We start from the raw sequence: 12199 nt of genomic DNA, 5'->3' as shown, positions 1-12199 counted from the left end.
TATTTCGTCACGAACCGCCGGAAAGCCTTGAAGTAGCCACGCGGCTGTGCAGTTACGGGGGCCGTCAGGGCCGGTGTTGTGGGGCTGCGGCCAGCGCGGCGTCGTAGCGTTCCAGGGCAATTTCGGCGAGGACCGGCGAGGGCAGGAGCGGGGCCGTCACAAGGTCCGCGCCGGCCTTGGCCAACTGATCATGGAAGAAGCCGGGCGCCAGGAGATAGGAGGCGATGACCACGCGGCCGCCCAGGTCCACCGCACCGGCCGACTCCCCCGCACCGGCACCGCCGGCGGCCTCCTCGCGGAGCATGGCGACGGCGTCGGGAACCGAGGGCTTGGCGGAGGCGCCGTAGCCGGCCACGATCCGGTTGGAACGCAGCGCACGGAGCTGGTCCGTGAGTTCCTCGACATTCTGTGCGGCGCTGGGGTCGGAGGAGCCGGCGGCGGCGAGGACGACGGCGTCGTTGTCCGTCACCCCGGCCTCGCGCAGCCGCTGATCCAGCAGCGCAGCGAGCCGCGGATCCGGCCCCAGCGGCGCCGCGGCAAGAGTGTCCGGCCGGCTCTTCACGGCCCGGGCGATGTCCACCTTGACGTGGTAGCCGACGCTCAGCAGCAGCGGAACCACGACGGCGGTTTCCCCTTCCGGAAGGCCTGTCACGACGGCCGGCAGGTCCGGGTCCTGCACGTCGACGTAGGCCTCGCGGACGTCCAGCCCGGGACGGAGCCCCGCGATGCCGTCCCGGAGCGCGTTGACCTCCGCGGCCCCGTGCGGGCTCGACGTGCCATGGGCGCAGGCGATCAGGATGGGGCTATTCATAGCCGTTAGCGTAACCTTGGAGCCGCCCTATCCGCCCCCTTGTTATCGACCGGGACGCTTCATGACCTTCTCCTTCAGCATTGTCCTGGTCTGGCTTGACCTGGCCGGCGTCTTCTTCTTTGCGGTCTCCGGCTCGCTGCTCGCGGCGCGGAAGCAGTTCGACATCATTGGCTCGCTGCTCCTGGCCTCTGTGGTCAGCCTTGGCGGCGGTGTCATCCGTGACATCATCATCAGCGCGGGCCCGCCCGCCGCGTTCACCAACCCGGGGTATTTGGCGCCGCCCCTCCTCGCCACAGTGCTGGTGTATTTCCTGTTCTCCAGCGTCCAGCGCTTCACTTCGCTGCTGATCCTGTTCGACGCCGGCGGGCTGGCCCTGTTCTGCATCACCGGCACCCTGAAGGCCCAGGCGGCCGGGATGAATCCCGTGGCCGCCGTCCTGCTGGGTGTCACGACGGCGGTGGGCGGCGGCCTGCTGCGGGATATCACCGCCAACGAGGTGCCGCAGCTCTTCGACCCCAAGGATCTGTACGCGCTGCCGGCGTTCGCCGGGTCCGTATCGACCGTGATCCTGTCCCTCACGGGGACCTTTACCGCGGTGACTGCCTGCGCCGTCGCCGGGATCGTCTTCGCCTTCCGGGTCACGGCCTGGCGGCGCCACTGGTACGTTCCGCTGGCGGTGCGCGGCTGGCACCGGCTGGGCCTGGACACGGCGGAAAACGACCGCTAGGGATTAGCTAGGATAAGACCATGACTGACATGTTCCTCGAGAAATTCCGCGCGCTTGTCCCGAAGTATCTCGAAGACGAATGGCAGGAAGAAGATGGCCTCCCGGCGGGCGAGCTCGACGCCGCCCTGGCCGAACACCAGTTCCAAGTCCCGATGGTCCTGCGCGAGTTCTACCTGGCCGTCGGCGGCTGCGAGGACATCATGGAGGCCTACCACTACTTCTGGGACCCCGAAGAGCTCGAGGTCGATGACGAGGGTTTCCTCATGTTCCTCGAGGACGAGGAGGAGCAGTTCACCTGGGGCTTCCGCGTGGGGGACCTCAGCATCCCGGATCCCATCGTGTACCGCCGGAACAACGCCCGCGGCCAGTGGAAGAGCGAGGAAGGGACCTTCTCCGAATTCGTCTTCGACATGTTCGAGTGGGCCTTCAACGACGAGGACGAGGACTAGGCTTCCGCGGCCTCCCCTGGACTCAGCCGGGGCACGGGGGTCCGGCTTCCTCCGCCGCCGCCGATTCTCCCCGTGTTTGGCGTCCCTCACCGGAGTGTCCGGCCGAACCGCGGGTATTCTGCGGCGTCGGAAGTTCAAACCTGGGGAAATTCAGCGGATGACTCGGCCGCGTAGCACCTGCCACACCTCATCGACGACCTTCTGCGGGTTGTAGACGACGTCGTGATACCCGTACCGGAGCACGGCGTAGCCCGTCAGCGTGCTGGCGTTGTTCCGCCCCCGGTCCTTCTTGACCTGCGCCGGCTCAAGATGGGTGCTCCCGTCGATCTCCACGATCAGGAATCCTTCAAGCAGGAAGTCGACAATCCCGATCCCCGGCAGGTTCACCTGCGTCTGGATGTAGATTCCCTGGCTCTGAAAGAGCAGCCTGGCAACGACCTCGACCGCCGAGTCCGCCGTGCCGTCGACCAGGTCCAGGACTGCGCGGGCGGCCCCGTTCCGGTTTCCCGGCAGCCGCTGCCTGAGGTAATCGAGGGTGGTGCGGCCCTGCAGCAAGGCACTTTCCACCATGACGGCGGCATCGACCGCGGGCAGGCAGCGCAACGCATGGAGCAGGGTGTCCGTCAGGCTGGCCACGGGCTGCGGAGTTCCCGCCGGGACCAGGCTTCCGCGATGGATGACCACTCCGGGCGCTGAGCCGTGTGCGCACAGCAGATGCAGCCGTTCGGGCTCGTGCAGGCGCCAAATGCCATGGAACGGCGCGGCCGAGGCGCAGCAGAGCGTTCCATTCGCGAGCACGGCAGCCACGAAGTCCGCCCGCGCCCCGGGCAGCGCCACCACCCCATGGCGGAGGCGACGAATTTCCCCTGCCGCGACCGCATTCCTGATGCTCCGCTCAGAGAAGCCAGCCTGCAACAGCGTCCCGGTCCGGGCCACCGAGCCGGCGTACTTGAGGTAACCAGTGAGGTCCATGAACCCAGCACAGCCCCGGACCGGATGATCCAACAGCCGTGTTGGCGCTTATGTGGAAACTTTCGGCGCCGATTCTCCCCGGGTTTGGCGCCGCCGCACGGCGTGCCGCCACCGTTCTAGCGCTCCCCGATCCAGAGGTGGGGAGATTCCGCCACGGCAGCTACGAAATCCCGTGACAAACAATTTACAAAATCTCTGGACAGTGTGACATTTCTGTCATAGGCTCTTTCTTGGGTTCACCAAATGCCTCCGGTGGATCTGATGCGAACGGAGAAATGGCCCCGGTTCGACACAACGGAAGACTCGGACGTTGTGAGGAACCGGGGCCATTCCGTTTAAGAACAGACAAGCCGGATGGAGCGAATCGGACGCGCCCGACCGGAGCCAGGCCGATCAAGCGGGCCAGGCCGGTCAACCGGGATGGCCGGCCGGATCAGCTGCTGCGGTCCACGACCGCGTGGGCGAAGCTGGTCAGCGAGGCCTTCACGACGCCTTCGGGCAGCGGGGCAAGGGCGGCAATGGCCTCATCGGCCCAGGCGCGCGCCACCACCCAGGACTGTGCGGTGACGGGGTGTTCCCGGAGTCCGGCCACAGCGGCGGCCAGGGCCTCGTCCGAGCTGAGGTCACCGTCGATCAGCGTCAGCAGTTCGACGGCGGTCTGGTCACCGTCGCGGGCGGCGTTGCGCAGCAGCAGCACCGGCAGGGTGGGGATGCCTTCGCGCAGGTCGGTTCCAGGGGACTTGCCGGACTTGACCTTGATCCCGGTGACGTCGATCACGTCGTCGGCGAGCTGGAAGGCCACGCCGACTTTCTCGCCGTACTCGACCAGCATGGGCTCGTAGGCCTGGTCGGCGCCGGAGAAGATTGCGCCAAGCTGTCCGGACGCGGCCACCAGCGAGCCCGTCTTGTCCGCGATGACGGACAGGTAGTGCGCCAGGGGGTCCTCGTCCGGCCGCGGCCCCACGGTCTCGTGCAGCTGGCCCAGGCAGAGCCGTTCAAAGGTGCGTGCCTGGATGCCCAGCGCACGGGAGCCGAGCTCCGAGACCAGGATGGAGGCGCGCGCAAAGATGAGGTCGCCGGTCAGGACGGCGACGGAGTTGCCCCAGACCTCGTGGGCCGTGGGCGCCCCACGGCGGAACGGCGCGGAGTCCATGACGTCGTCGTGGTACAGGGTGGCGAGGTGCGTCAGTTCGACGACGACGGCGGCCTGCACCACCGCGGGCAGGGAGGCGTCGCCAAGGTGGGCGCACAGCAGGGTCAGCAGCGGGCGGATGCGCTTGCCGCCGGCTTCCACGAGGTGACGCGACGTTGCGTCAGCCAGGGGATCGGAATTGGCAATGGCTTCGCGCAACCTTTTCTCCACGCGCGCCAGGTTGGTCGTAAGCGCGGGACCCAGCTCGGGGTCGCCCGCAATGGCCGCGAAGCCTGCCGGCAGTTGGAGGCCGGTGGCGATCGCGGTGGTGTTGAGGTCGGGTTCAGAGCCCGGCAGGCCGTGTCCGGCATGCGTCCAGCTTTGGTCTGCAGATTTGGTCACGGGTTAACCCTAACTTTTGTTGCGGAAACCGCGGAGTCGGTGCCGGAGTTCGGAACACTGGCCTTGGTGGACGTGGCCTGATTGGATGTGGCGGGGACCAGGGATTCCAGGACCCGGATGACCCGGTCCTCGAAGCCCTTGGCGGCAGGATCGGTGAGGTTGGCCAGCATCCGCACCACGAAACGCATGAGCATGGGGACAGGCATGCCGGTCCGGAGGGCCAGTTTCATGACGGCCGGCTTGCCGATCAGGGCGGCGAACGCCCGGCCCAGCGTGAAGTGTGAGCCCCACTGCTGCCGCACGTAGTCGGCGTACCGGGCCAGGTGCGCGTCGGCGTCGGCCGCGCTCCAGCCGGCCGACGCGGACCGGGCCGCGCCGTCGATGATGAATTCGGCCGCAAAGCGGGCGGACTCCATGGCGTAGGAGATGCCCTCGCCGTTAAACGGGGAAACCATGCCGCCGGCGTCGCCGAGCAGCAGCAGTCCCGGAGAGTAGTGCGGGGTGCGGTTGAAGCCCATGGGCAGCGCGGCGCCGCGGATCTCGCCCACCTGGTTGTCCGGGCTGAAGCCCCAGTCGGCGGGCATGCCGGCGGTCCATTCGCGCAGCACCTGCTTGTAGTCCAGCTTGCCGAAGTCCTTCGAGGAGTTCAGGATCCCCAGGCCCACGTTGGAGGTCCCGTCGCCGACGCCAAAGACCCAGCCGTAGCCGGGCAGGAGTTTGCCGTCGCGGCCGGGAAGCTCCAGCCAGCCCTCCATCCAGTCGTCCTCGTGCCGCGGCGAGGTGAAGTAGGTCCGCACGGCCACGCCGAGCGGACGGTCGTCGCGCTTGCCGATGCCCAGCGAGACGGCGGTACGCGTCGAGTTGCCGTCCGCCGCGAGGACGACGTCGGCGGTGAAGTCGCGAGTTTCGCCGGTCTTGCGCCCCGAGTTGTCCAGCAGCGCGGCGCGGACGCCGGTCACCCGGCCATCTTCGGAGCGCAGGGCCTCGGTGACGCTGTGGCGTTCCAGCACGACGGCGCCCGCGGACTGGGCGTGGCGGGCCAGCTGTTCATCGAAGCCGAGCCGGGTCCGGATCAGCCCGTACTGCGGGAAGTCAGCAACCTCCGGCCAGGGCAGTTCGATCGTGCGGCCGCCGGCGATCAGGCGCAGGCCCTTGTTCCGCCGCCAGCCCTCGGTTTCAGGATGCGCCAGTCCCAGCTTCTGGATCTCGCGGACCGCGCGGGGAGTCAGGCCGTCGCCACAGACCTTCTCGCGGGGAAAGCTGGTTTTCTCCAGCACCGTGACGTCAAGGCCTGCTTTGGCAAGGTAGTAGGCGGCGGTGGATCCGGCCGGGCCCGCTCCGACGATCAGTACATTCACGACGCGTAGCGGCTAACGCCCGGGCCGGGTGATGTTGCGGCGCAGCTTGGCCACGGGTCCCGTGTGGGCTGCCAGCGCGGCCGCACCCGCGGCGCGGCCAGTCGAGGGGCCGGCCAGCGGTTTCTGGGCCCGGTGCACGGCGACGATGCCGCCGCTGAGGTTGCGGTAGGTGACGGATTCCCAGCCGGCCTCCTGCAGCCAGGCCGCGAGGTGGTCCTGGTCCGGCCAGGCGCGGATGGACTCGGCGAGGTAGACGTAGGCGTCGGGGTTGGAGGAGACCTTGACGGCGATGGCCGGCAGGGCCCGCATGAGGTATTCCGTGTACATGGTCCGCCACAGCGGCACCACGGGCTGGGAGAATTCCGCGATGACCAACCGGCCGCCGGGTTTGGTGACCCGCAGCATCTCGGCCAGGGCCTTCTTCGGCTCGTTGACGTTGCGCAGGCCAAAGGAGATCGTGCTGGCATCAAAAGTGTTGTCCGCGAACGGCAGGCGGGTGGCATCCCCGGCGATGAAGTCGATGTCCGGGCGGCGGCGCTTGCCTACCTTGAGCATGCCAAGGGAGAAATCGCAGGCAATGACGTTGATCCCGGCGTCGGCATACGGCTCGCTGGAGGTGCCGGTGCCGGCGGCGAGGTCCAGGACGCGCTGGCCGGCCGAGACGCCCACGGCCTCCACCACCACCTTGCGCCAACGCCGCGTCTGCCCCATCGACAGGACATCGTTGACGACGTCGTATTTGGGGGCGACGTCGTCAAACATCGTGGCTACTTCGTCCGGACGCTTATCCAAGGATGCTCGGTTCACCCTGACATTGTCTCAAATGATCGGCGTCCCCACGAACGGGGCGCCAATCAGCGCGGCTTCCACCTGCGGGAACGGCCACGGCCGCGCCGTTCAGCCCCCGCGGAGCCCGTTTCTCCACGGCACGGGCGATCACGGGCTAGTGTTGTGCCATCATGACGAGCACGTTCCGCACCTTGACAGTCCCCCTCGATGCCGAAACATTCCCCGGGGGCGTGCCGTCGTTTCTGGTTCGGGACGATGTCCTCTGCTGGACCCGCCGCGAGGCCGGGCTCGTGGGCTTCGGCGAGATCGCCCGGTTCACCGCCACCGGCCCCGAACGGTTCCTGGAGGCGGACATCTGGTGGCGCCATCTGGTCCTGGAGGCGGACATCGAGGACGCGGTGGACTGCCCCGGCACCGGCCCGGTCGCTTTTGGGTCCTTCGCCTTCTCCAAAGCTTCCGCCCACGAGTCCCGCCTGCTGGTCCCCGAAATCGTCGTGGGGCTCCGTGACGGCCAGGCTTGGCTAACCCAGCTCACGCTTGACGGCGGCGAACTCACCGAGGCGGGCGCCCGCGCCGCCCTGGACCGCTGGCTTCGCAGCACCAGCGCCAGCGGCGCTACGGACGGTGCCGAAAGCGCTGTGCTGGACGACCCGACGCCGGGAACCGCGCCGGCAGGTGGCGCCGTCGTACGTCCTTTGCCGTTGGCTGCAGGCGCAACTCTGCACACGGGCTCGCTCAGCGAGGAAGACTGGATGGCCGCTGTTGCCGCGGGCGTCGAGGAGATCAGGACCGGAGCCCTGGAGAAGCTGGTGCTGGCCCGCGACGTCGTGGCCACCGTCCCCACCGGCGTCAATGCCGCGCAGGTGCTGCGCGAACTGTCCGCCCGGTATCGCGAATGCTGGACGTACGGGGTGGACGGGTTGGTGGGGGCCACGCCGGAGATGCTGATCCAGGTGGAGGGCCGCACCGCACAGGCCCGCGTCCTGGCCGGCACCCTGGACCGCCGCGACGCCGACGGCATGGCGGGGTCCCCGCTGGAATTCGCCGAACGGGTGCTGGCCGGCTCCGAGAAGCAGCGGCACGAACATGACATCGCGATCCAGTCCCTGACCACGCAGCTGGCCCCGTTTTCCGAGGCCATGAACGCGCACAGCGAGCCCTTCATCCTCGAACTGCCCAATGTGTGGCATCTGGCATCGGACGTCAAGGCCGAACTGGCCGACGTGGAAGGCCACGTCCCCACGTGCCTGGCCCTGATCAACGCGCTGCATCCGACCGCCGCCGTCTGCGGCACCCCCACCACCGTGGCCGGGGCACTCATCCGCAAGCTCGAGCACCTGGACCGCGGCCCGTACGCCGGGCCGGTCGGCTGGCTCGACGCGGCCGGCAACGGCGAGTGGGGCATCGCTCTGCGCGGCGCCGTCATCGAATCCCCGCAGACGGTCCGGCTGTACGCGGGCTGCGGCGTGGTGGATGGCTCGGTTCCCGAGACCGAGCTCGCCGAGACGTGGGCGAAGTTCCGCCCCATGCTGGAGTCGCTCGGCATCAGCTGTTAGCCGCGGCGCTGGGGAGGCCAGCGGGGTTGGCGAATCACCAGAAATCCGGGATTACAGACAGATCGGGCATTGGAGATATTGCATTCGGGTCTGGTTTAGTTATCCAATAGTGAAACTAAGTTTTCTGTGACGTACATCTCTCTGTCGGCGATACACTTTTTAAATCGACTTGAATACGCATCCCTCCTGCAACAAAAGGTAAGAAAATGCAGATCTCCCGTTCGCTCCTGAGCAACCCCGCACTCAAGGCCGCCACGGTCCTCGCCGTGAGCGCATTGGCCCTCACGGCCTGCACGAACGCCTCCGAGACCGGAACCGGCGGCGCGGCCACCCCTTCCGGCAGCGCGGCGGCCAGCTTTGACCCCAGCACGGTCCAGAAGGACGATGCCCTGGCGGCCATGTTGCCTGAGGCGGTTAAGACTAAAGGCACGCTGACCGTGGGCTCGGATACGTCCTACGCACCCGCAGAATTCCTCGGCACCGACGGCCAGACCGCCGTGGGCTACGACGTCGACATCGCCAAGGCGATCGGCGCCGCGCTGGGCCTAAAGGTCCAGGTCCAGACTGCCGAATTCACCGGCATCCTTCCGGCCCTGGGCCCGAAGTACGATCTCGGGATCTCCTCCTTTACGATCAACCCGGAGCGGCTCGCCGCGGTGAACATGGTCAGCTACTACCAGGCCGGCACCGGCTGGGCAGTGCAGAAGGGCAACCCGAAGAAGGTCTCCCTCGATGACCTGTGCGGCAAGTCCGTCGGTGTGCAGACCGGCACCATCCAGGAGGACCCGGACCTCTCCGGCCGCAACAAGAAATGCGTGGCCGAGGGCAAGAAGCCCATCGACATCGTGACGCTCAAGACCCAGACGGATATCACCACCCGTCTGGTCAACGGCAGCATTGATGCGATGGCGGCTGACTCCCCCATCGTCGGCTACGCGCTGACCCAGACCGGCGGACAGCTCGAAAAGCTCGGCGAGGTCTACGACGCCGCACCCCAGGGCATTGCCATCGCCAAGTCCGATACCGCCCTGGCGGACGTCATCCAGAAGACCGTCACCAAACTGATGGAAAACGGCTCCTACAAGAAGATCCTTGAGGGCTGGGGTGCCGCTGATGGCGCCATCACCAAGTCCGAAGTCAACCCGACGGTCGCGCCTTGAGTATTCCCACAACCGGCCCCACAGCAGGTGCACAGATGGACAGCCATCAGGACAGCCAGGCAGCACCGGTACTGAACGATGCAGTTCCGGTGCGTCACCCCGGCCGCTGGGTCAGCGCCATCATCATCATCGGCGTCCTTGTGGGCTTCGTGCAGAGCCTGGTCACGAACCCCCGCTTCCGCTGGGACGTCGTCGGCACCTACATCCTCGACACCAAGGTGGTTCAAGGCGTTGCCTGGACCCTGGTGCTGACGTTCGCCTCCATGGTCCTGGCGATCATCCTGGCCATCCTCCTGGCCTTCATGCGGCAGTCCGACAACCCGGTGTTCCGCTGGTCCAGCTGGACCTGGGTCTGGTTCTTCCGCGGTACCCCGGTCTACACCCAGCTGCTCTTCTGGGGCCTGATCGCTGTCCTTTACCCCAAAATCAGTGCCGGCGTCCCGTTCGGTCCGGAGATGTTCAGCATGGACACCAGCACTGTGGTCACCGCCACGGTGGCTGCGATCCTGGGACTTGGCCTCAACGAGTCCGCATACCTCGCGGAAATCTTCCGGGCCGGGCTCAAATCCGTGGACAGCGGCCAGATGGAAGCCGCCGAGGCCCTGGGCATGGGCAAGACCAAGATCATGTGGCGGATCATCCTGCCGCAGGCCATGCGCGTGATCGTGCCGCCGACCGGGAACGAAACCATCGGCATGCTGAAGACCACGTCGCTGGTGCTGGCCGTGCCGTTCACGCTTGACCTGACCTTCGCCACGAACGCCCTGGCCAACCGCATTTACCTTCCGATTCCGCTCCTGATTGTTGCCGCTTTCTGGTACCTCGTCATCACCAGCATCCTGATGGTGGGCCAGCACTTCATTGAGGCGCACTACGGCAAGGGCGTGGACAACCGGGTTCCGGCAGCGATCAACCCCGCCGCCGCCAAGGCGTCCGCAGCCGTGGCCCCCAGCGCCGAGGCCGAGCCGGACCTGAAGATGGACTTCCCCGAGGAGGAGGCGAAATGACGATCACCACTGAGAAACCGCTGGTACAGATCGAGGGCCTTCACAAGTACTACGGTAACCACCACGTGCTGCGCGGGATCGACCTGACCGTCAACCAGGGCGAGGTGTCGGTCGTGATCGGCCCGTCCGGTTCCGGCAAGTCCACCATGCTCCGCTGCGTGAACCTGCTCGAGACCATCAGCGCGGGACGTATTTCCGTGGGCGGCGACCTGATCGGCTACCGCGAGGTCAAGGGCAGGCTCCATGACCTGAAGTCCAAGGAAATCGCCGCCCAGCGCCGCGAGATCGGCATGGTGTTCCAGCGCTTCAACCTGTTCCCGCACAAGACGGCGCTGCAGAACATCATGGAAGCCCCGGTCCAGGTCAAGGGCCAGTCGAAGACCGTGGCGCGGAAACGGGCCCTGGAGCTGCTGGACCGGGTGGGGCTCGGCGACCGCGCCGGCCACTACCCGTCCCAGCTCTCCGGTGGCCAGCAGCAGCGTGTTGCGATCGCCCGGGCCCTGGCCATGGACCCCGAGCTCATGCTGTTCGATGAGCCCACGTCCGCGCTCGACCCGGAGCTCGTGGGCGATGTCCTGAACGTGATGAAGGACCTCGCCAAGTCCGGCATGACCATGATCGTGGTGACCCACGAGATCGGCTTTGCCCGGGAGGTCGGTGACCGCCTGACCTTCATGGACGGCGGCGTCGTTGTGGAGTCGGGCGACCCGCGGGAGGTCCTGGCCAACCCGCAGCACCCCCGCACCAAGGAGTTCCTGAGCCGGGTGCTGTAGTTCGCCGCGGAAGTTTCCTGTCGATGCGCAAATGCCCTGTCGCTACCTTTATTCCGGTAGCGACAGGGCATTTGCGCATCGTGGGACAGATTTCCTGTCATGGCCACGCTGCGGAACGGGCTCGACGGCGGGGTACACCGAACGCGGCCAGCTTCTGTTCCAGCCGGCCCGGCTCCATGAGGTCCGCCCAGACCCACCGCAGTACCTGGACCCCCGTGGCCCGGATCCGGTTTTCGCGCTCTTTCTCGTCGACGACGGCCTGCGATGCGGTCCTGCCCCGAAGGTATTCGGGTTTCAGATACTTCTCGACGCCGTCGAACTCTCCGGCCACCCGTGCACTCTTCCAGTAGTAGTCCGTATAGCCCACCAGACCATCGCCGTCCCTGACCTCGTGCTGAAGTTCCGGCGGTTGGAATCCGGCTGCGCACATGAGCCCGCGGCTGTAAGACTCCCCCGGGGACCCGGACCGCGGATCCCCGAACTCCACGGCAGCCCTGATCCGCCGCGCAGCCGCAGCGGTGTAATTGCCGTCGACACCCGCCAGCAGCATTTCCTTAGAGAGCGCGGGCAACCCCTGCGCTGCGTCCGGCCTGAGCACATGGTCCAAAGGAACAATAGCTTGGACAAACGGCGTGAAAGCAGCGAGATCCAGCACGGTGCGCACCCTCCCCGTGACCAGGAGGCCCTCTCGCCGGGACACCTTGAGACCGTCCGGGTCTGCGTAGTGCCGCCGCACTCCGGCACGCGAGCGTCCGCCACCGTTCTGAAGCGTCAGCGCATGGACCGGATGACGCTGGCCAATGGTTGGAACTCCCCACACCGACGCAGCGGAGTGCCTGGCAAAAACTGCCGGTGCCGTGAACGTCTCCGCCGCAGCGCCAACCCGGAGCCGGTACTGTTCCCAAGGCTGCAGCGCCCGCCATGCCTCCCCGTCGACGTAGACGCCGTGACGCACGCGAACGAGCGCGCCTGACCTGCAGCGTTTGGCGAGCTCTTGCGGAGTGAGCCACTGCTGGACGTGCTCGCGGGCCAGAATCAGTCTCGGTAATTCGTTCATGGAACG

General features: G+C 67.0%; 12 protein-coding genes. 6 read left to right on the top strand and 6 right to left on the bottom strand.

Annotated elements, in window-relative coordinates; genetic code table 11:
- Positions 1 to 64: 64 nt before the first annotated feature.
- The gene (locus tag BLS42_RS00750) at positions 65 to 811 is read right to left on the bottom strand and encodes a sirohydrochlorin chelatase (RefSeq protein WP_090574962.1); all 747 of its coding nucleotides are present in this window, start codon (positions 809 to 811) and stop codon (positions 65 to 67) included.
- 61 nt (positions 812 to 872) lie between these two features.
- On the opposite strand from BLS42_RS00750, the gene BLS42_RS00745 reads away from it, so the two are divergent.
- A complete protein-coding gene (locus tag BLS42_RS00745; RefSeq protein ID WP_090574959.1) occupies positions 873 to 1538 on the top strand; it encodes a trimeric intracellular cation channel family protein in 666 nt (221 codons plus the stop codon).
- 20 nt (positions 1539 to 1558) lie between these two features.
- On the top strand, positions 1559 to 1987 hold the full coding sequence (locus BLS42_RS00740) for a hypothetical protein (protein ID WP_090574957.1): 429 nt from the start codon (positions 1559 to 1561) through the stop codon (positions 1985 to 1987).
- Positions 1988 to 2137: 150 nt separating this feature from the next.
- On the opposite strand, the gene BLS42_RS00735 is transcribed toward BLS42_RS00740, so the two are convergent.
- The 4 genes from BLS42_RS00735 to BLS42_RS00720 all read right to left on the bottom strand — a co-directional run bounded on the left by BLS42_RS00735 (position 2138) and on the right by BLS42_RS00720 (position 6658).
- Positions 2138 to 2959 (bottom strand): type IV toxin-antitoxin system AbiEi family antitoxin domain-containing protein, encoded by an 822-nt coding sequence (locus BLS42_RS00735; protein WP_090574954.1) that lies wholly within the window; start codon positions 2957 to 2959, stop codon positions 2138 to 2140.
- Between the two features lie 433 nt (positions 2960 to 3392).
- Positions 3393 to 4493: a polyprenyl synthetase family protein gene (locus BLS42_RS00730; RefSeq protein ID WP_090574952.1), complete on the bottom strand. Its 1101-nt coding sequence runs from the start codon at positions 4491 to 4493 to the stop codon at positions 3393 to 3395.
- Positions 4490 to 5851 carry a geranylgeranyl reductase family protein gene (locus BLS42_RS00725; protein WP_090574949.1) on the bottom strand — a complete coding sequence of 454 codons (1362 nt, stop codon included), beginning with the start codon at positions 5849 to 5851 and terminating at the stop codon, positions 4490 to 4492. The genes BLS42_RS00730 and BLS42_RS00725 overlap by 4 nt, the downstream gene beginning before the upstream one ends.
- Before the next feature lie 12 nt (positions 5852 to 5863).
- On the bottom strand, positions 5864 to 6658 hold the full coding sequence (locus tag BLS42_RS00720; RefSeq protein WP_090574946.1) for a demethylmenaquinone methyltransferase: 795 nt from the start codon (positions 6656 to 6658) through the stop codon (positions 5864 to 5866).
- A 152-nt stretch (positions 6659 to 6810) separates the two neighbouring features.
- On the opposite strand from BLS42_RS00720, the gene BLS42_RS00715 reads away from it, so the two are divergent.
- The 4 genes from BLS42_RS00715 to BLS42_RS00700 all read left to right on the top strand — a co-directional run bounded on the left by BLS42_RS00715 (position 6811) and on the right by BLS42_RS00700 (position 11136).
- Positions 6811 to 8196, top strand: coding sequence for an isochorismate synthase (locus tag BLS42_RS00715; RefSeq protein ID WP_090574943.1), 1386 nt, complete (start codon positions 6811 to 6813; stop codon positions 8194 to 8196).
- A 206-nt stretch (positions 8197 to 8402) separates the two neighbouring features.
- Positions 8403 to 9356, top strand: coding sequence for an ABC transporter substrate-binding protein (locus BLS42_RS00710; RefSeq protein WP_090574940.1), 954 nt, complete (start codon positions 8403 to 8405; stop codon positions 9354 to 9356).
- Between the two features lie 35 nt (positions 9357 to 9391).
- Positions 9392 to 10363: an amino acid ABC transporter permease gene (locus BLS42_RS00705; RefSeq protein WP_090574937.1), complete on the top strand. Its 972-nt coding sequence runs from the start codon at positions 9392 to 9394 to the stop codon at positions 10361 to 10363.
- The gene (locus tag BLS42_RS00700; protein ID WP_090574934.1) at positions 10360 to 11136 is read left to right on the top strand and encodes an amino acid ABC transporter ATP-binding protein; all 777 of its coding nucleotides are present in this window, start codon (positions 10360 to 10362) and stop codon (positions 11134 to 11136) included. Before BLS42_RS00705 ends, BLS42_RS00700 begins: the two co-directional genes overlap by 4 nt.
- Before the next feature lie 97 nt (positions 11137 to 11233).
- Here BLS42_RS00700 and BLS42_RS00695 read toward each other — a convergent pair whose 3' ends face one another.
- The gene (locus BLS42_RS00695) at positions 11234 to 12193 is read right to left on the bottom strand and encodes a hypothetical protein (protein ID WP_090574931.1); all 960 of its coding nucleotides are present in this window, start codon (positions 12191 to 12193) and stop codon (positions 11234 to 11236) included.
- Positions 12194 to 12199: the final 6 nt, after the last annotated feature.

The sequence above is a fragment of the Arthrobacter sp. ov407 genome, assembly GCF_900102895.1.
Lineage (GTDB): Bacteria > Actinomycetota > Actinomycetes > Actinomycetales > Micrococcaceae > Arthrobacter.
The sequence above is the reverse complement of the archived record's forward strand: the minus strand, read 5'-3'. Positions and strand labels throughout refer to the sequence as shown.